Genomic DNA, 18,628 nt, shown 5'->3' with positions numbered 1-18,628 from the left:
GAGCCTACCGGCGCTCCCGATTCCACAGCTAACCCATATACGGTACGGGGCTAACAGAAGCGGTCATCCACGCAGAGGAGAGATCACCCGGTGGTCAGCAACGATCAGCGGCGGCGTCAGCTCGCCCGGGAGAAGTTCTTGCGGCAGCAGCAGCGCCGGGAAGCCGCGCGCCGCAGGGCACGCATGCGGAACGCGGTGATCGCCTCGGCCCTCGCGGTGGTCGTGGCCGGTGGCGCGGTCTCGTACGCGGCGGGAGCCTTCGACGACGACGGCAAGACCGAGAACACCAAGAACACGGCGAACGCGGACCCCACCACCAAGGCGGACCCCTGCGAGAAGCCCGCGGGCGGCAAGGTGAAGCCGCTCAGCTTCAAGAAGGAACCGAAGCTCACGGTCGACAAGTCGGCCGACTACACGATGAAGCTCGCCACCACCTGCGGCGACATCGACCTGAACCTGTCGGCGGCCAAGGCCCCGCACACGGTCAACTCCTTCGACTTCCTGGTGAAGAAGGGCTACCTCGACCACACCAGGTGCCACCGGCTGACCGCGGGGGGCATCTACGTCCTGCAGTGCGGCGACCCGAAGGGCACCGGCGAGGGCGACCCCGGCTACTCGATCCCGGACGAGAACCTCAAGGACAAGCGCCTGAAGGGCAACGTGTATCCCGCGGGCACGGTCGCGATGGCCAACCAGTACAACGCCGAGAAGAAGACGGGCCGGAACACCGGCGGCAGCCAGTTCTTCCTGGTCTACCAGGACAGTCAGCTCCCGCCCGACTACACACCGTTCGGGACCATTTCCGATTCCGGGATGAAGGTGCTCAAGAAGATTGCCGACGCCGGCGAGAGCACCGGGCAGGGCGACGGCGCCCCGAACGCGACGGTCGTCATCGACAAGGCGACCGTGTCGAAATCCTGACCGCCGGGAGGCAAACTTCGGACGCGCGGGATGCGGACAGCCGCCCCGCCGGTCGCCTATGTTGGCGGTGACGAAACTGTGGACGATGCCGGGGGCCCGGGGGCCCTGCGCAGGCATCATGTGGAGGAGGCGCTGTGAGCAGCGACCCGTGGGGCCGCGTCGACGAGACGGGGACCGTGTACGTGCGCAAGGCCGACGGCAGCGAGCGCGAGGTCGGTTCGTGGAAAGCGGGGTCTCCTGACGAGGCCCTTGCCTACTTCGAGCGCAAGTACGACGGTCTGGTCGTCGAGATCGGACTTCTCGAGCGCCGGGTGAAGACGACCGACCTGTCGGCCAAGGACGCCATGACCGCCATCGACCACCTGCGCCAGCAGGTGGACGAGGCACACGCGGTCGGCGATCTGGACGCCCTGAGCACGCGCCTGGACAAGCTCGTCGAGACCGTCGACGCGCGCCGCGAAGAGCGCAAGGTACAGAAGGCCAAGCAGTCGGACGAGGCCAGGCACGCCAAGGAGGCGCTGGTCGTCGAGGCCGAGGAGCTCGCCCAGAGCGAGCAGTGGCGGGCGGCGGGCGAGCGTCTTCGCGCCCTGGTGGACACCTGGAAGGGTCTGCCGCGCCTCGACCGCAAGTCGGACGACGAGCTGTGGCACCGCTTCTCGCATGCCCGCTCGGCGTTCTCCAAGCGGCGCAAGGCCCACTTCGCCTCGCTGGACGCCCAGCGCGAGGAGGCCCGCAAGACCAAGGAGAAGCTGGTCGGCGAGGCCGAGGCCCTCTCCAACTCGACCGACTGGGGTCCGACGGCCGCGCGCTACCGCGACCTGATGACCGAGTGGAAGGCCGCGGGCCGCGCCCAGCGCGAGCACGAGGACGACCTGTGGAACCGCTTCCGCGGCGCCCAGGACGTCTTCTTCGCGGCGCGCAGCTCGGTCTTCGCGGAGCGGGACGCCGAGCAGACGGAGAACCTGAAGCTGAAGGAGGAGCTGGCCGAGGAGGCCGAGAAGCTCGTCCCGGTGAAGGATCTCAAGTCGGCGCGCGCTGCCTTCCGTACGCTCAACGAGCGCTGGGAGGCCATCGGTCACGTCCCGCGGGACGCGCGGCCGAAGGTCGAGGGCCGGATGCACGCGGTGGAGCGTGCCCTGCAGGAGACCGAGGAGGCCGAGTGGCGCCGGACGAACCCTGAGGCGCGTGCGCGTGCCGAGGGTCTGACCGGTCAGCTGCAGGCCGCTGTCGACAAGCTGGTCGACCAGATCGAGAAGGCGCGTGCGGCGGGCAACAACGCCAAGGCGGACAAGCTCCAGAGGGAGCTCGACGGCCGCCAGGCGCTGCTCGACCAGGCCCTGAAGGGGCTGCACGAGTTCGGCGGCTGACAACAGCCTCTCGACATCATGGGTCCGCCCCCGGCGCTCCGGCGCCGGGGGCGGACCCATGTGCGTGGAAGGTCAGGGCCTGCGCGCCGAGGTCACCCGGTACACGTCGTACACACCCTCGACTCCCCTGACCGCCTTGAGCACGTGGCCCAGGTGCTTGGGGTCGCCCATCTCGAAGGTGAAGCGCGAGGTGGCGACCCGGTCGCGGGAGGTCTGGACGGCCGCGGACAGGATGTTCACGTGCTGGTCCGACAGGATGCGCGTGACGTCCGAGAGCAGCCGCGAGCGGTCGAGCGCCTCCACCTGGATGGCGACCAGGAAGACCGAGGACTGGGTGGGCGCCCACTCGACCTCGAGGATGCGCTCGGGCTCGCGGGAGAGCGAGTCGACGTTCACACAGTCGCTGCGGTGTACGGACACTCCGCTGCCGCGCGTGACGAAGCCGATGATCGGGTCCCCCGGCACCGGCGTACAGCAGCGGGCCAGCTTGACCCACACGTCCTCGACGCCCTTGACGACGACACCGGGGTCGGCGTTGGCGCGGCGCTTGCTGCGGCTGCGCGAGGGCGGTGTGCTCTCGGCGATGTCCTCGTTGGCGGCCTCCTCGCCGCCGAGTGCCTGGACGAGCTTCTGCACGACGGACTGCGCGGTGACATGGCCCTCGCCGATCGCCGCGTACAGGGACGAGATGTCGGGGTAGCGCATCTCGTGCGCGAGGGTGACCAGGGAGTCGCCCGTGAGGATCCGCTGGATCGGCAGGTTCTGCTTGCGCATGGCGCGCGCGATGGCGTCCTTGCCCTGCTCGATGGCCTCGTCGCGGCGCTCCTTGGAGAACCACGCGCGGATCTTGTTGCGCGTCCGCGGCGACTTGACGAAGCCGAGCCAGTCGCGGGACGGGCCCGCGCCGGCCGCCTTGGAGGTGAAGACCTCCACCAGGTCGCCGTTGTCCAGGGTCGATTCGAGCGGCACGAGCCGACCGTTGACCCGGGCTCCTATGGTGCGGTGGCCGACCTCGGTGTGCACCGCGTACGAGAAGTCGACCGGGGTGGCGCCCGCCGGGAGCGCTATGACGTCGCCCTTGGGCGTGAAGACGAAGACCTCGTTGCGCGACAGGTCGAAGCGCAGGGACTCCAGGAACTCGCTGGGGTCCTCGGTCTCCTTCTGCCAGTCCAGGAGCTGGCGCAGCCACGCCATGTCGTTCAGGTGGTCGTCCTTGCCGCCGGCCTTCCTCGGCACGTCGGTGCGCACCTTCGAGGCGCCGGCGACGGCTTCCTGCTTGTACTTCCAGTGCGCGGCGATGCCGTACTCGGCGCGGCGGTGCATGTCGAACGTACGGATCTGGAGCTCGACGGGCTTGCCGTTGGGGCCGATGACCGTCGTGTGCAGCGACTGGTACATGTTGAACTTCGGCATCGCGATGTAGTCCTTGAACCGGCCGGGGACCGGATTCCATCGCGCGTGGACCGTGCCGAGAGCGGCATAGCAGTCCCGGACCGTGTCGACGAGGACGCGGATGCCCACCAGGTCGTAGATCTCCGCGAAGTCACGGCCGCGGACGATCATCTTCTGGTAGACGCTGTAGTAGTGCTTCGGGCGGCCGGTGACGGTCGCCTTGATGCGGGCGGCGCGCAGGTCGGCCTGGACCTCGTCGGTCACTATGGCGAGGTACTCGTCGCGCTTGGGGGCGCGCTCGGCGACCAGGCGCACGATCTCGTCGTACATCTTGGGGTAGAGGATCGCGAAGGCGAGGTCCTCCAGCTCCCACTTGATGGTGTTCATGCCCAGGCGGTGAGCCAGGGGCGCGTAGATCTCCAGCGTCTCGCGCGCCTTCTTCTCCTGCTTCTCGCGCTTGAGATACCGCATCGTGCGCATGTTGTGCAGGCGGTCGGCGAGCTTGATGACCAGGACGCGGGGGTCCTTGGCCATGGCGACGACCATCTTGCGCACGGTCTCGGCCTGCGCGGCCTCGCCGAACTTGACCTTGTCCAGCTTGGTGACGCCGTCGACGAGCAGGGCGACCTGGTCGCCGAAGTCGCGCTTGAGGGTGTCGAGGCCGTACTCGGTGTCCTCGACGGTGTCGTGCAGGAGCCCGGCCATCAGGGTGGCCGGATCCATGCCGAGCTCGGCGAGGATCGTCGTCACGGCGAGGGGGTGCGTGATGTACGGATCGCCGCTCTTGCGCTTCTGGCCGCGGTGCCAGCGCTCGGCGACCTGGTAGGCGCGCTCGATCTGGCGCAGCGTCGCCGTCTCGATCTTGGGGTCGTTGCTGCGCACTATCCGCAGCAGGGGCTCAAGGACCGGGTTGTACGGGTTCGAACGCTGGACGCCGAGGCGGGCCAGGCGGGCGCGCACGCGGTTGGAGGAGCCGGAGCGCTCGTTCTTGGCCGCGGTGGGGCGGGGTGTGGGCGTGGTGCTGCCCGCACGGGCCTCGGTGGGGGGCTTGGGGCGCGCCGCGTCGACGGCCGGCCTGTCGCGGGGGCCGCTGTCGCCCGGCGTGCTCGCTGCGGACTTGGTGCTGGGGGGCGTGCTCTCCCGCTTCGCCGGCGTAGCGCCCGCGCCCTTGGCGGGCGGCGTGCTCTTCGCGGGCGCGGCAGCGGCCGCCGCCGCGCTCTTGGCCTGCTCTGCGGCCTTGGCGGCGGTGAGTGCCTTGGACTCGTCTGGCAAGAGGCGCTCCCTGTGCGCGATCCGGGTCCCCCGGTCAGGCCCCGAAGAACCCATGGTATCGATCCTGGACCTTCGGCTCGCCTTCAGCCCGTGAGACGGCTCACTACCGGAGAAACACCTGAGGCGGGCGCCGGATTCCTCCGGGCCCGCCTCAGGGTGTGTGCGGTGGCTGCTCAGACGGTGAGGAGGGCCTCCAGCGGGGCACCCTCCAGAGCCGTCTCCAGCTTGGCGCGGCCACCGAGGAAACCGAGCTCCATCAGGACCGCCACACCGGCGACCTGCGCGCCGGCACGGCGGATGAGCCGCAGGGACGCCTCGGCGGTGCCCCCGGTCGCCAGGACGTCGTCGATGACCATGACGTGGTCGTCGGCGGCGAGGTCCTCGGCGTGCACCTCGATCTGCGCGCTGCCGTACTCCAGGTCGTACGTCTGGCCGAGCGTCGCTCCGGGGAGCTTGCCCGCCTTCCGAACGGGGATGAAGCCGAGTCCCGCGCGCAGCGCGACCGGGGCGCCCAGGATGAAGCCGCGGGCCTCCAGGCCGACGATCTTCGTGGCGCCGTACCGCACCGCGAGGTCCGCGAGGGCCTCGGTGAGCGCGGCGAAGGCCTCCGGGTCCGCGAGCAGCGGGGTGATGTCCTTGAACATGACCCCGGGCTCCGGGTAATCGGGTACGTCGCGGATGCGGCTGAGCAGAAGTTCCTGCACGGGGGTCATCTGCCCACCTCATTGCTGTCGATGATCGAGCGCCTGGTCGCGGCGGCGAGTCACTTTAGCAATATCCGTTCGCTCCACCGACCCACCCGGTCCCCTCGGCGGACCACGCTCGCCAACTAGTAGAAGCTTGAACGGAGTTGGCGGAGAGTGAACCTCATTATTTGCTCAAGTAACTGGAGCCGAAAGACGCCCGCGTGGCAAGATCATCCGCGACCGCCCCCCTTCTCGGGGCTAAAACGGAGGAACAGTGAACATCTCTCGCAAGATCGCCACCGGGGTCGTACCCGTCGTGGCGATGGCCGCACTCGCCACGGCGGCGTCTCCCGCAGGCGCCGCCACCGCTGGACCCACCAAGAGCGAGTCGGTCACGACCATGGCCAGCTGCAACGGCTGGCAGAACGCCGGCGGCGTCGCCGGTCGCTGGACCAAGTCGAAGGACCCGTGCTCCCTGTGGGGCCAGAAGGGCATGAAGGTCCGCTACCGCTGGGCGGCCGAGCGCGGTACGCCCTGCATCAAGGTCAAGGGCTTCAAGTACAACAAGACGACGAAGAAGTACGTGGCGAAGTGGTACAACGCGGGCTGCGGCAAGAGCGGGTTCATCAAGAACGTGCCCTGGGGGAACGTCGCCGCGCATCCCGAGATCAAGATCAAGGGCTTCTCGCTCCTGAAGTGGCAGTAATCTGCGTCAGCTCCTGAGCTGAGTCGAAACACGGGCCCCGCTCCTCCGTGGAGGAGCGGGGCCCGTGCCTTTGCCCGTGCGTTTTGTTTGGCCTGTCCCGTCCGGCCTGTCCCGTGCGGGTCAGCGGCGCTTCCCCGAGGGGCGGCCACGGCCGCGGTTGCGGGGCTGCTGCGTACGACGCTGACCGCCGACCACTCCGGCAGTCGCCGGGAGTTCGTCCTGCGGCTCGTCGTCGTCATCCCTGGACGGTTCCTCGACGTCCAGCGACTCACCCTTGGCAGCGGCGGCCGCGCGCTTGGCGAGGACCCGCTTCTTCAGGGCCTTCATCGCCGGCTCACGCTCCTTGAGGTCGGCGACCAGCGGAGTGGCGATGAAGATCGAGGAGTACGCACCGGCCGCGAGGCCCACGAAGAGCGACAGCGAGATGTCGTTCAGCATGCCGGCGCCGAGCGCACCGCCACCGATGAAGAGGAGACCCGCCACCGGCAGGAGCGCGACCACGGTGGTGTTGATGGAGCGCACCAGGGTGCTGTTGATCGACCGGTTGGCGATCTCGCTGTAGGTGAATCTCGTCTGCTTGGCCGCGTCCTTGCCCTGCTCCTTGAGCGAGTCGAAGACGACGACCGTGTCGTAGAGCGAATAGCCGAGGATCGTCAGCAGACCGATCACGGTACCCGGGGTGACCTCGAAGCCGACCAGCGAGTAGATACCGACCGTGATGGTGATGTCGTGAATCAGCGCGACCAGTGCGGCGACAGCCATCCGCCACTCGAAAGCGATCGCCAGGTAGATCACGCACAGGACGAGGAAGACACCGAGGCCCGTCCACGCCTTGTTGGCGATCTGCTCACCCCAACTGGGGCCGACCAGATCCGCGTTGATGTCCTTCGCCGGGACGCCGAGGTCCTTGGCGAGGTCTTCCTTGATCTGGTCGGACTTGGCCGTGTCCACGCCCGAGATCTGGACGCGCATGGTGTCGTTGCCGAGCTTCTGGACGATGGCCTGGTGTCCGGAAGCCTTCTCCGCCGACTCCTGGGCCACTTCGACCGAGGCGGAGGTCTTCGGTGTGGTGAAGACCGCGCCGCCCTTGAACTCGATGCCCATGTTGAGGCCTTGGACGGCCAGGGCGACGATCGCCGTGATGGTGATCAGGACAGAGACGCCGTACCAGATCTTCCGCTTGCCGATGAAGTCATAGCCGACTTCGCCGTGGAAGAGCTGGGCGCCGAGGTTGCCGAGCTTCGACATCTCACGCCTCCTTCGGGTCGACGGGGCCGGCGGAACCAGAGGTACGGCGCGTGCGGCGCAGCGGGGGCTTGGCACCGAGCCGCGACGGGTCGATCCCGGACCACTTGTGGCCGCTCGCGAAGAACTTCTTGCGGGCCATGATCGTCATCAGCGGCTTGGTGAAGAGGAAGACCACCACGACGTCGAGCAGCGTGGTCAGACCCAGCGTGAAGGCGAAGCCCTGCACCTTGCCGACCGTGACGATGTAAAGGACCGCGGCGGCGAGGAAGGACACGAAGTCCGAGACCAGGATGGTGCGCCGGGCACGCGGCCAGGCACGCTCGACGGCGGGACGCAGCGTACGGCCCTCGCGGATCTCGTCCCGGATGCGTTCGAAGTACACGATGAACGAGTCCGCGGTGATACCGATCGCAACGATCGCACCACACACCGCGGGCAGGTTCAACGCGAAGCCGATGGCCGGACCGAGCAAGGTCATGATCGTGTACGTGAGGATGCCGGAGGCGACGAGGCTCAGCAGCGCGATGAAGGCCAGGCCCCGGTAGTACGCCACGAGGTAGATGACGACCAGCGCGAGACCGATGGCACCCGCGATCAGACCCGCGTGCAGCTGCTCACCGCCGAGGGCCGCGGTCACGGTGGTGACGCTGTCCTCGTGGAAGGTGAGCGGCAGGGCGCCGTAGGACAGCATGTTCGCCAGGTCCTTGGCCGACTCCTGGGTGAAGCTGCCGCTGATCTCGGCGTTCGAGCTCAGCTGCGAGCTCACGCGCGGGGCCGAGACGACGTCACCGTCCAGGACGATCGCGAACTGGTTCTGCGGCTCGGCCTGCTTCATCAGCTTGCCGGTGGTCGCGGCGAACTTCTTGGAGCCGTCCTTGGTGAAGTCCATCGTGACGATCCAGATGCCACGCTCGGGGTCGAGCACGGCCTTGGCGTCCTTGACGTCCTTGCCCTCGACCTCGGCCGGGCCGAGGACATACTTCTCCCACTGGCCGGCGCTGTTCTTGCCACAGGCCGTCATCGGGTCGCTCGGCTTGACGCCTTCGGTCGCCTTGATCCGGCTGCTCTGCTTGGTGCAGTCGAGCGCGGTGAACTTCTCCTGGAGCGCCTTGGTGGCCGCCCCCCCCGTGGGGGTCGGCGACGGGGACTCGTTGCCCTTGGGCTTGTCCGAACCCTTGGGCGACGGAGTCGGATCGGCCTTCAGACCTTCGGTGACGGCACGGCCCTGGGGGCTCTCGGTCGCGTTGGGCGCGGACGCCGTGTCCTTGGGGTCCTTGTCCTTGGCGTCCTTGCCGTCCTTGCCGGTCGCCTCGGGCGACTTGGACGCCGAAGGGCTGCCGGAGGGATCGGGGGTCGGCGTGCCGGCCGCCATCGTCATCACCGGACGGAAGTAGAGCTGCGCGGTCGTGCCGACCTGCTCGCGTGCCTGCTTCTGGTTCGTCCCCTTGGGGATGTTGACGATGATGTTGCGGTCGCCCTGGGTCTGTACCTCGGCCTCGGAGACACCGAGACCGTTGACACGGCGCTCGATGATGCCCACGGCCGTGTCCATGTTGGTCTTGTTGACCGCGTTGGGCTTGCCGGGCTCACTCTTGGCGCCGAGCGTGATGCTCGTACCACCGGCGAGGTCGATGCCCAGGCGCGGGGTGGTGTGACCGGAGAGGAACATTCCCCCGGTGAGCGCCACCATGGCGATCAGGATCAGGGCCAGGGCTCGCCCCGGCCTCCCCTGGCCGCTCTGCCTCCGGCCCTTCTTCGGTGCTGCCACCTTCTCGTTTCTCCCTGTCCGACCGCCCGGAACCGATTACGTGCCGTGGGCGGCCATGAAGTGGTGTGGAGACCCGTCGCTAACCCACGCACCGCGGGGGCCGTGGCAGCACGAGCGGCGCGCGCCACGGGCCCCGGTGGGGGCTACTTCGCGTCGGACTCGCCGTCGGTCTTCTTCGGCTCGGCGTCGTCGGCCTTGGGGGCGCTGTCCGCGTCCTTCTTGCCGAGGTCGATGGGCGAGTCGTCGGAAGCGTCGGCGGCGGGCTCGTCGGTCTCGGTGAGGGAGGAGGCGTCGTCCGGGACGACGGGGTCGTCCGACTTCACGGCACTCGTGCCGTGAACGATGCGGTTGTACTCGTCGTCCTCGAGGACGGCGCCCACGGAGTTCTTCGCGTAGAACGCGTGCACACCAGGAGCCACCTCGAGGAGGACGGCGTCGTCGTGAACCTCCTTGACGGTGGCGTACATGCCCCCGATCGTGCGGATGCCGGTGCCGGGCTGCATCTCATTGCGCATCTGCGCCGCCGCCTGCTGCTTCTTCTTGGCGGAGCGCGTCATCAGGAACATGGCCCCGATGAGCACGATGAACGGGAGGAGGGTCACGATATTCACGGGACGGAGTTTCCTTCGCATGACCGCGCAGATAAGCGGCCTGATGGACGGGGGTGGGCACACCGCCCACAAGGGCGGCATCGGCGGAGTCTAAGCGAGTCCGCACCTAACGAACAACGCTCAGCATGGCACCGCAGTTCCTGACCGGGCGAGTACGCGCGCCGTCACGCCCCGAACAGGTCCCCTTGTCCGATTCCGCCCGCCTGCCGCGGTGGAACAAGGCCGAGATGCGCCCATGCGGCAGGCGTACCGACCCGGCCACGGGGGGTGCGCGCGAGCAGCCCCTCCCGTACCAGGAACGGCTCGGCGACCTCCTCGACCGTCTCGCGCTCCTCCCCCACGGCCACGGCGAGCGTCGACAGGCCGACGGGTCCACCGCCGAAGAGCTTGAGCAGGGCCTCGAGGACCGCGCGGTCGAGGCGGTCGAGGCCGCGGCCGTCCACCTCGTAGACCTTGAGGGCCGCGGCCGCGATGTCCCTGTCGATCACTCCGTCGGCCTTGACCTGCGCATAGTCCCGCACGCGGCGCAGCAGGCGGTTGGCGATACGGGGCGTGCCGCGCGAGCGCCCGGCGATCTCGGCGGCGCCTGCCGGGTCGATCTCCACGTCGAGCAGCTGCGCGGAGCGGTGGATCACCCGCTCCAGCTCGGCGGGTTCGTAGAACTCCATGTGCGCGGTGAAGCCGAAGCGATCGCGCAGCGGCGGCGGCAGCAGGCCCGCCCTGGTGGTGGCGCCGACCAGGGTGAAGGGCGGCAGCTCCAACGGGATGGCCGTGGCGCCGGGCCCCTTGCCGACGATCACGTCGACGCGGAAGTCCTCCATCGCCATGTAGAGCATCTCTTCGGCGGGCCGCGACATCCGGTGGATCTCGTCGAGGAAGAGCACCTCTCCCTCCTGGAGGGAGGAGAGGATCGCGGCGAGATCGCCCGCGTGCTGGATGGCGGGGCCGCTCGTGATGCGGATCGGGGCGCCCATCTCGGCGGCGATGATCATCGAGAGGGTCGTCTTGCCGAGGCCGGGAGCTCCGGAGAGCAACACGTGATCGGCGGTGGCGCCCCGCGCGCGAGCGGCGCGCAGAACGAGGTCGAGCTGCTCGCGGACCTTCTCCTGGCCGATGAACTCGTCCAGGTCCTTGGGGCGAAGGGCGGCCTCGACCGCCTGGTCCTCGCCGTCCGCGACAGAGTCCACAAGCCGCTCGGCCGCGCCCGCCGGGGCGGTCGTGTCGTCGGTGGTCTCGTCCCAGTTCATGAGCTCGCCTCGCGATGTGGTTCTGGTGGTGAAGGGGCAGGCACGTGCTAGCGGGTGCGGTTCAGCGTCTGGAGCGCGGCCTTGAGGAGCTGGCCCACCTGCGGCTTCTCGGACGCCTCGGCCTGCGGGGTGACGGCGGCGACGGCTTCGTCCGCCTCCCGCGTGGCGTACCCGAGGCCGATCAGCGCCGCGTGCAGCTGGTCGCTCCACCCGGAGGTGACAGGGGTGCCGATGGCGGGGCCGCCCGTGCCGAGGGGTTCGCCGAGGCGGTCCTTGTACTCCAGGAGCAGCTTCTGGGCGCCCTTCTTGCCGATGCCCGGGACCGCGGTGAGCGCCTTCTCGTCACCGGTGGCGACCGCGCGGCGCAGGGCGTCCGGGCTGTGCACGGCGAGCATGGCCTGCGCGAGGCGCGGTCCGACGCCGCTCGCCGTCTGCAGGAGCTCGAAGGTCTGGCGCTCGTCGTCGTCCGCGAAGCCGTACAGGGTGAGGGAGTCCTCGCGGACGACGAGGGACGTGGCGAGCTTGGCCTGCTGGCCGATCCGGAGGGTGGAGAGGGTGTTCGGCGCGCACTGGACGGCCATGCCGATGCCACCGACCTCGACCACCGCGGAATCGGGGGCCAGGGCGGCGACGGGGCCGCTGACGAAGGCGATCATGCGGTACGGCCTTTCTGTGCTGTGGGGGCTTTCGGAGTTCTCGACGCGTGCAGGGCGGCCGCCTGCTGGAGGCGGTTCTGGGCCACCGCCTGCTGGAGGCGGTTCTGCGCGGGGGCGCGCCAGATGTGACAGATGGCGAGGGCGAGGGCGTCCGCGGCGTCGGCGGGCTTGGGCGGTGCGTCGAGCCGCAGGAGGCGGGTGACCATCGCGCCGACCTGTGCCTTGTCGGCGCGGCCGCTGCCGGTGACGGCGGCCTTGACCTCGCTGGGCGTGTGCAGGGCCACGGGGATGCCGCGGCGCGAGGCGCAGAGCATGGCCACGGCGCTCGCCTGGGCGGTGCCCATGACCGTACGTACGTTGTGCTGGCTGAACACGCGCTCCACGGCGAGGACTTCGGGATCGTGTTCGTCGAGCCACTGCTCGATGCCCTGCTCGATGGCGACCAGGCGGTGGCCGAGCTCGGCGTCCGGCGGCGTCCTCACGACACCGACGCCGCGCATGGTGAGCGGTCGTCCGGCCACGCCGTCGACGACCCCGACACCGCACCGGGTGAGACCTGGGTCGACCCCCAACACACGCATGCGCGCCCTCCCCTCGTCGCCGCGGTGATCTTTGACTTCACGCCAGGCTATCCGTTGCCACCGACAACAGCGGCGGGCCGGTGGACGTGTGTCCCACCCGGCCCGCCGAAACTGCTCAGCTCGCGACAGCGCGGCTACGCGTCGACCTTCTCCATGACCTCGTCGCTCACGTCGAAGTTGGCGAAGACGTTCTGCACGTCGTCGCTGTCCTCCAGCGCGTCGATCAGCTTGAAGATCTTCCGGGCGCCGTCCTCGTCCAGCTCGACCTGCATGGTCGGGACGAAGTTGGCGTCGGCCGAGTCGTACTCGATGCCGGCGTCCTGGAGCGCGGTGCGGACCGCGACCATGTCGGTGGCCTCGGAGAGGACCTCGAAGGACTCGCCGAGGTCGTTGACCTCTTCGGCGCCCGCGTCCAGGACCGCGCCGAGGACGTCGTCCTCGGACAGCTCGCCCTTGGGGACGATGACGACGCCCTTGCGGTTGAAGAGGTACGAGACGGAGCCCGGGTCGGCCATGGAGCCGCCGTTGCGGGTCATCGCGACGCGTACGTCCGAAGCCGCGCGGTTGCGGTTGTCCGTGAGGCACTCGATGAGCACCGCGACGCCGTTGGGGCCGTAGCCCTCGTACATGATCGTCTCGTAGTCGGCGCCGCCGGCTTCGAGACCGGCGCCACGCTTGACCGCGGAGTCGATGTTCTTGTTCGGGACCGAGCTCTTCTTGGCCTTCTGGATGGCGTCGAAGAGGGTCGGGTTACCGGACACATCGGCGCCGCCCGTGCGGGCCGCGACCTCGATGTTCTTGATCATCTTCGCGAAGAGCTTGCCGCGCTTGGCGTCAATCACGGCCTTCTTGTGCTTCGTCGTAGCCCATTTAGAGTGGCCGGACATCTGCCTGTCTCCTTCGCGTTACCCAACCTGTACGAACTCCCCCGACCCTAAGGGACCAGGGGGACCCCCGGATCCTACTAGGATCCCGCCGCCGCGTTCCTCCGCACCATCCCGACGAACAGTTCGTGCATGCGATGGTCACCCGTCAACTCGGGGTGGAACGACGTCGCGAGGGCGTTGCCCTGGCGCACGGCGACGATGTGTCCCTCGTGCTCGGCGAGCACCTCGACGCGCACGCCGACCGACTCGACCCAGGGGGCGCGGATGAAGACACCCTCCACGGGGTCGCCGTCGATGCCGGCGATGGCGACGGCCGCCTCGAAGGACTCGTTCTGCCGCCCGAAGGCGTTGCGGCGCACGATCATGTCGATGCCGCCGAAGGTCTCCTGCTCCGAGCGCGGATCGAGGATCTTGTCGGCGAGCATGATCATGCCCGCGCAGGTGCCGTAGACCGGCATACCGGCGCGCACGCGCGCGCGAAGCGGCTCCGCGAGGCCGAACAGGGCGGCCAGCTTGGAGATGGTGGTGGACTCACCGCCGGGGATGACCAGGCCGTCCACCTCGGCCAGCTCTTCGGGGCGCCGGACCGGCCTGGCCACGGCGTCCGCCGAGGCCAGGGCGATCAGGTGCTCCCGTACGTCGCCCTGGAGTGCAAGGACGCCGACTACAGGGGTGTCATTCATCTGTGTGATGCCTTACCAGCCGCGGTTGGCGTAGCGCTCGGCCTCGGGGAGGGTGTCGCAGTTGATGCCGACCATGGCCTCGCCGAGGTTGCGGGACGCGTCCGCGATGATCTTGGGGTCGTCGTAGAAGGTGGTGGCCTTCACGATGGCGGCGGCGCGCGCGGCCGGGTCGCCCGACTTGAAGATGCCGGAGCCGACGAAGACACCCTCGGCACCGAGCTGGCGCATCAGGGCGGCGTCGGCGGGGGTGGCGACGCCACCGGCCGAGAAGAGGACCACCGGCAGCTTGCCCAGCTCGGAGACCTCCTTGACCAGCTCGTACGGGGCGCGCAGGTCCTTGGCGGCGGCGTACAGCTCGTTGTTGTCGAAGCCGCGCAGCTTGGCTATCTCGTTCTTGATCTGGCGCAGGTGGCGCACGGCCTCGACGACGTTGCCGGTGCCGGCCTCGCCCTTGGAGCGGATCATGGCCGCGCCCTCGGCGATGCGGCGCAGGGCCTCGCCCAGGTTGGTGGCGCCACACACGAACGGGGTCGTGAAGGCGAACTTGTCGCTGTGGTTGACCTCGTCGGCCGGGGTCAGGACCTCGGACTCGTCGATGTAGTCGACGCCGAGGGACTGCAGGACCTGGGCCTCGACGAAGTGGCCGATGCGGGACTTGGCCATGACCGGGATGGAGACGGCCTCGATGATCTCTTCGATCATGTTCGGGTCGGACATCCGCGCGACGCCGCCGTCCTTGCGGATGTCGGCGGGGACCCGCTCCAGCGCCATGACGGCCACTGCGCCGGCGTCCTCGGCGATCTTCGCCTGCTCGGCGTTGACGACGTCCATGATGACGCCGCCCTTGAGCTGCTCGGCCATGCCGCGCTTGACGCGCGCGGTGCCGGTCTCGGGCGACTGGTTGCTGCTGGGCAGGGTGCTGGACACGGAGTTGACCTCGCTCGCTGAAGACGGGTTACTGCGTCTACGAGGAAACTCCCGGCGACCGGTCCACAGCAAGGGCCAATGGACGACCGGTGGCTCATTTTTCCCGGACGCCCCTGGTCAGCGGCGTGCCGGGGGGCCTGTTCCGTCAGGGGTTCTGCGTCGTCGCGCGGTCGGCCAGGGCGACGGGCGGCTCGTCGTCCATCTCGAAGGCCATCGGGAACGGCGCGTGCCCCGCGAGGCGGAACCAGCGGACCTTGCGGTGCCTGCGCAGGGCACGGGCCGCGCGGACGGCGTCGTTGTGGAAGCGCCGGGCCATCGGCACCCGGCGGACCGCCGCGGCCAGCTCGGACGCCGCCTCGTCACCGCCGGGAGCCTCGCGCACCGCCTCGACCTGCTGCACCTCGCCGAAGATCGCCCGAAGCGCCTGGCTGAGCTCGCTCTCGGCGACCTCACGGTGCTCCTCCTCGGCCTGCCGTGCCGCGTGCGCCGCTTCGTAGAGCACGATGGAGGCCGCCGGGTCGAGCACCCCCGAGGTGGCCAGCTCCTGGGCGACCGACGCGCGGCGCAGCAACTGGGCGTCGAGGGCGGCGCGGGCCGCGTCGATGCGTGCGTGCAGCCGGTCGAGCCGGCCCGCGGTCCAGCTCAGGTAGAGGCCGATCGCGAAGAGGGCTACCGCGATCCAGATCAGTGTCGAGGTCACCGGCCCGAGGCTAGTCCAGGTGGCCCGCCCCCAGGACCGCCGGGCTCCCGGGACCGGCCGGGGTCAGTCCCGGGCGAGGCCGAACCGCGCCCGCAGACCGGTGCGTTCGTCGGCGGCCACCGCGGCTGCCCCGTCCGCCACCGTCTCGTACACCGAGAGGATGTCCGCGCCCACCGTCGACCAGTCGAAGCGGCGTACGTGCTTACTGCCGCGCTCGCGCAGATCGTCACGGCGCTCGGGGTCGCCGAGGAGCCGCAGCGCCCCCGCGGCCAGCGAGTCCGCGTCCTCGTTGGTGAACAGGTCGCCCGCCGCGCCATGGTCGAGGACCTGCGCGAAGGCGTCCAGATCGCTGGCGAGCACGGGTGCGCCCGCCGACAGCGCCTCGACGAGGATGATCCCGAAGCTTTCGCCGCCGGTGTTGGGAGCGACGTACACGTCGACGCTGGCCAGCAGGCGCGCCTTGTCCTCGTCGCTGACCATGCCGAGGAACTCCACGCGCTCCCGCATCTCGACGGGCAGCGAGGAGACGGCCTCGTGCTCGTCGCCGCGGCCCGCGACGAGCAGCCGGGTTTCGGGTCGCTCGGCGAGGATCTTCGGCAGCGCCTTCATCAGCACGGGCAGGCCCTTGCGCGGCTCGTCGATGCGTCCGATGAAGCCGATCGTCCCTCCCTGCCACTCCGCCTTGGGCTCGACCTTCGTAAAGAAGTCGACGTCCACGCCGTTCGGGATGACGACCGCGTCGCCGCCCAGGTGCTCGACCAGTGTGCGGCGCGCGTACTCGCTCACCGCGATGCGCGCGCTGATCTTCTCCAGGGCGGGCTGCAGGATCGGGTACGCCGCGATCATCGCCCGCGAGCGCGGGTTGGACGTGTGGAACGTCGCGACGATCGGGCCCTGCGCCGCCCAGCACGTGAGCAGCCCGAGGGACGGCGAGGTCGGCTCGTGGATGTGGATGACGTCGAACGTGCCGTCGTGCAGCCATCGGCGCACCCGCGCGGCCGAGAGGAAGCCGAAGTTGAGCCGGGCCACCGAGCCGTTGTACGGCACGGGAACGGCGCGGCCCGCCGAGACGACGTACGGCGGAAGGGGGGTCTCGTCGTCCGCGGGGGCCAGGACGGACACCTCGTGCCCCAGGTGGATCAGGTGCTCCGCGAGGTCACGGATGTGGAACTGGACGCCGCCCGGCACGTCCCACGAGTAGGGGCAGACGATGCCGATCCTCACGGGGCGGTCCCCTCGGCGGGGTGCGCGGAGTCGTCGGCGGGCCCCTGGGCGGGGTCGAGATCAGCGAGCCACAAGCGCTGCAGCATGTGCCAGTCCTCCGGATGGTCGGCGATACCCGTGGCGAAGGCGTCTGCCAGCGCCTGCGTCATGACAGACGTCTTCTCCCTACGGGTACCTGTCTCGGGGACGTCGACGGGGGCGTGAACACGCCCCTTCATGACGGGCGTCTCGTCGAACCAGAGGGTGACGGGCAGCAACAGCGCCCCCGTCTGCTGCGCGAGCATCGCCGGCCCCGCGGGCATCCGCGCGGTGTCGCCGAAGAACTTGACCTCGACGCCGGAGGCCGAGAGGTCCCGGTCCGCGACCAGGCAGACCAGGGCGCCCGCGCGCAGCCGGCGCGCCAGGGTGCCGAAGGCGGAGCCGCCCTCGTGCGGCAGGACCTCCATGCCGAGGCCCTCGCGGTAGGCGACGAAACGGTCGTACAGCGTCTCGGGCTTGAGGCGCTCGGCGACCGTCGTGAACGGCGTGTCCAGCTTCGTGGTGACCCACGCGCCCGCCAGGTCCCAGTTGCCCAGGTGCGGAAGGGCCAGAATGACGCCCTTGCCGGAGGCGAGGCCGTCCGTCAGGTAGTGGAGGTCCTTGATCTCGACGCCTGCCCCGATGCGCTCCCGGCTCCACGACGGCAGCCGGAACGACTCCATCCAGTAGCGCAGGTACGAGCGCATGCCCGCCCTGGACAGCGCGCGCAGGCGCTCCGGGCTCGCGTCGGGCACCACGCGCGCGTAGTTCGCCTCGAGGCGCAGGACGCCCTTGCCGCGGCGCTTCCACGCGGCGTCGGCGATGGTCCTGCCGAGCCGCACCGCCACCGGTTCCGGGAGCTTCTTGACCGAGCTCCAGGCGGCTCCGTAGAGCGCGTCGGTCAGTCGGTCCTTCACGACGTGGCCTCACTGCCCTGGGCCGGGGCGGCCTGCGTGGCCGCGTCCGCCTCCGCGGCTTCCTTGCGTACGGTCACGACGCGCTGGACGAGCGTGACGAGACTGCCGACGGCGACGATCCACAGGGCGATGGGCAGCAGTACGTCGATGCCGGGCACCCCGAACTTGTGCAGCCCCGCCAGGCCCGCGGCGACCAGCGAGATCACCAGGCGCTCGGCGCGCTCCACCAGGCCGTTGACGGCGACGGGCAGGCCGATCGCCTCGCCGCGCGCCTTCGTGTACGAGACGACCTGGCCGCTGGCCAGGCAGAAGATGGAGACGGCGCACAGGATGTCGTTGTCGCCCGAGCCCGCGTACCAGAGCGCGAGGCCGCCGAAGATCGCGCTGTCGGCGACCCGGTCGAGCGTCGAGTCCAGGAAGGCTCCCCAGCGGCTGGAGCGTCCCAGCTGCCGCGCCATGTTCCCGTCGACGAGGTCGGAGAACACGAAGAGCGTGATGACGATCGTGCCCCAGAAGAACTCGCCGCGGGGGAAGAAGACCAGCGCACCCGCCACCACACCGGCCGTGCCGATGAACGTGACCGCGTCGGGGCTCACGCCGCGACGGATGAGAAACGCGGCGAACGGTGTGAGAACACGCGTGAAGAATGCACGCGCGTACTTGTTCAGCATGGCCTTCCCGAGGGGTCGGTGAGCCGCGCGGCCCTGTTGGCCACCGGCTGGCCCATCGTAGTCACGCCGTTGACAGACCGGCTCGCCCCCTCACGATCGCGTACGACGTATGGACGCACAGTGACCCGAGTGGAAAGCTCGAAAGC

General features: G+C 69.5%; 18 protein-coding genes. 3 read left to right on the top strand and 15 right to left on the bottom strand.

The genetic code is table 11. The features are described 5' to 3' along the window. Nucleotides 1–90: 90 nt before the first annotated feature. Both ACWGIH_RS22925 and ACWGIH_RS22920 read left to right on the top strand, forming a co-directional pair. On the top strand, nt 91–921 hold the full coding sequence (locus ACWGIH_RS22925; protein ID WP_453452278.1) for a peptidylprolyl isomerase: 831 nt from the start codon (nt 91–93) through the stop codon (nt 919–921). Between the two features lie 134 nt (nt 922–1,055). Next, complete coding sequence (locus ACWGIH_RS22920; protein ID WP_453452279.1) at nt 1,056–2,288, top strand: DUF349 domain-containing protein; 1,233 nt, start codon at nt 1,056–1,058, stop codon at nt 2,286–2,288. A gap of 72 nt (nt 2,289–2,360) precedes the next feature. Here ACWGIH_RS22920 and ACWGIH_RS22915 read toward each other — a convergent pair whose 3' ends face one another. Continuing rightward, nucleotides 2,361–4,952, bottom strand: coding sequence for a RelA/SpoT family protein (locus tag ACWGIH_RS22915; RefSeq protein ID WP_453452171.1), 2,592 nt, complete (start codon nt 4,950–4,952; stop codon nt 2,361–2,363). 173 nt (nt 4,953–5,125) lie between these two features. Next, a complete protein-coding gene (locus ACWGIH_RS22910; RefSeq protein WP_453452172.1) occupies nt 5,126–5,665 on the bottom strand; it encodes an adenine phosphoribosyltransferase in 540 nt (179 codons plus the stop codon). A 247-nt stretch (nt 5,666–5,912) separates the two neighbouring features. Here ACWGIH_RS22910 and ACWGIH_RS22905 point away from each other — a divergent pair, with 247 nt between their 5' ends. Next, nucleotides 5,913–6,344, top strand: a complete 432-nt coding sequence (locus ACWGIH_RS22905; RefSeq protein WP_453452173.1) for a hypothetical protein — start codon at nt 5,913–5,915, stop codon at nt 6,342–6,344. A gap of 120 nt (nt 6,345–6,464) precedes the next feature. Here ACWGIH_RS22905 and secF read toward each other — a convergent pair whose 3' ends face one another. The 13 genes from secF to pgsA form a co-directional block, all read right to left on the bottom strand. Further along, the gene (gene secF / locus ACWGIH_RS22900; RefSeq protein ID WP_453452174.1) at nt 6,465–7,592 is read right to left on the bottom strand and encodes a protein translocase subunit SecF; all 1,128 of its coding nucleotides are present in this window, start codon (nt 7,590–7,592) and stop codon (nt 6,465–6,467) included. Nucleotide 7,593: 1 nt separating this feature from the next. Continuing rightward, nucleotides 7,594–9,360, bottom strand: coding sequence for a protein translocase subunit SecD (secD, locus tag ACWGIH_RS22895; RefSeq protein WP_453452175.1), 1,767 nt, complete (start codon nt 9,358–9,360; stop codon nt 7,594–7,596). Nucleotides 9,361–9,503: 143 nt separating this feature from the next. Continuing rightward, nucleotides 9,504–9,971 carry a preprotein translocase subunit YajC gene (yajC, locus tag ACWGIH_RS22890; protein WP_365821006.1) on the bottom strand — a complete coding sequence of 156 codons (468 nt, stop codon included), beginning with the start codon at nt 9,969–9,971 and terminating at the stop codon, nt 9,504–9,506. 164 nt (nt 9,972–10,135) lie between these two features. After that, nucleotides 10,136–11,218 (bottom strand): Holliday junction branch migration DNA helicase RuvB, encoded by a 1,083-nt coding sequence (gene ruvB / locus ACWGIH_RS22885; protein WP_453452176.1) that lies wholly within the window; start codon nt 11,216–11,218, stop codon nt 10,136–10,138. A gap of 47 nt (nt 11,219–11,265) precedes the next feature. Then, entirely contained in the window at nt 11,266–11,874 is a 609-nt protein-coding gene (gene ruvA / locus ACWGIH_RS22880) for a Holliday junction branch migration protein RuvA (RefSeq protein ID WP_409056562.1), read from the bottom strand. After that, the gene (ruvC, locus tag ACWGIH_RS22875; RefSeq protein ID WP_453452177.1) at nt 11,871–12,455 is read right to left on the bottom strand and encodes a crossover junction endodeoxyribonuclease RuvC; all 585 of its coding nucleotides are present in this window, start codon (nt 12,453–12,455) and stop codon (nt 11,871–11,873) included. The genes ruvA and ruvC overlap by 4 nt, the downstream gene beginning before the upstream one ends. A 134-nt stretch (nt 12,456–12,589) precedes the next feature. Next, nucleotides 12,590–13,342 (bottom strand): YebC/PmpR family DNA-binding transcriptional regulator, encoded by a 753-nt coding sequence (locus ACWGIH_RS22870; protein ID WP_160503798.1) that lies wholly within the window; start codon nt 13,340–13,342, stop codon nt 12,590–12,592. A gap of 77 nt (nt 13,343–13,419) precedes the next feature. Continuing rightward, the gene (pdxT, locus tag ACWGIH_RS22865) at nt 13,420–14,025 is read right to left on the bottom strand and encodes a pyridoxal 5'-phosphate synthase glutaminase subunit PdxT (RefSeq protein WP_453452178.1); all 606 of its coding nucleotides are present in this window, start codon (nt 14,023–14,025) and stop codon (nt 13,420–13,422) included. 12 nt (nt 14,026–14,037) lie between these two features. Further along, nucleotides 14,038–14,952 (bottom strand): pyridoxal 5'-phosphate synthase lyase subunit PdxS, encoded by a 915-nt coding sequence (gene pdxS / locus ACWGIH_RS22860; RefSeq protein ID WP_160503800.1) that lies wholly within the window; start codon nt 14,950–14,952, stop codon nt 14,038–14,040. A 145-nt stretch (nt 14,953–15,097) separates the two neighbouring features. Next, entirely contained in the window at nt 15,098–15,652 is a 555-nt protein-coding gene (locus ACWGIH_RS22855; RefSeq protein ID WP_453452179.1) for a hypothetical protein, read from the bottom strand. A gap of 63 nt (nt 15,653–15,715) precedes the next feature. Further along, the gene (locus ACWGIH_RS22850) at nt 15,716–16,876 is read right to left on the bottom strand and encodes a glycosyltransferase family 4 protein (protein ID WP_453452180.1); all 1,161 of its coding nucleotides are present in this window, start codon (nt 16,874–16,876) and stop codon (nt 15,716–15,718) included. Beyond that, nucleotides 16,873–17,811 (bottom strand): phosphatidylinositol mannoside acyltransferase, encoded by a 939-nt coding sequence (locus tag ACWGIH_RS22845; RefSeq protein WP_453452181.1) that lies wholly within the window; start codon nt 17,809–17,811, stop codon nt 16,873–16,875. The genes ACWGIH_RS22850 and ACWGIH_RS22845 overlap by 4 nt, the downstream gene beginning before the upstream one ends. Next, a complete protein-coding gene (gene pgsA, locus ACWGIH_RS22840; protein WP_453452182.1) occupies nt 17,808–18,482 on the bottom strand; it encodes a phosphatidylinositol phosphate synthase in 675 nt (224 codons plus the stop codon). The genes ACWGIH_RS22845 and pgsA overlap by 4 nt, the downstream gene beginning before the upstream one ends. Nucleotides 18,483–18,628 lie beyond the last annotated feature (146 nt).

Source organism: Streptomyces sp. NPDC054872 (assembly GCF_053610705.1).
This window is presented reverse-complemented; position numbering and strand designations above follow the sequence as displayed.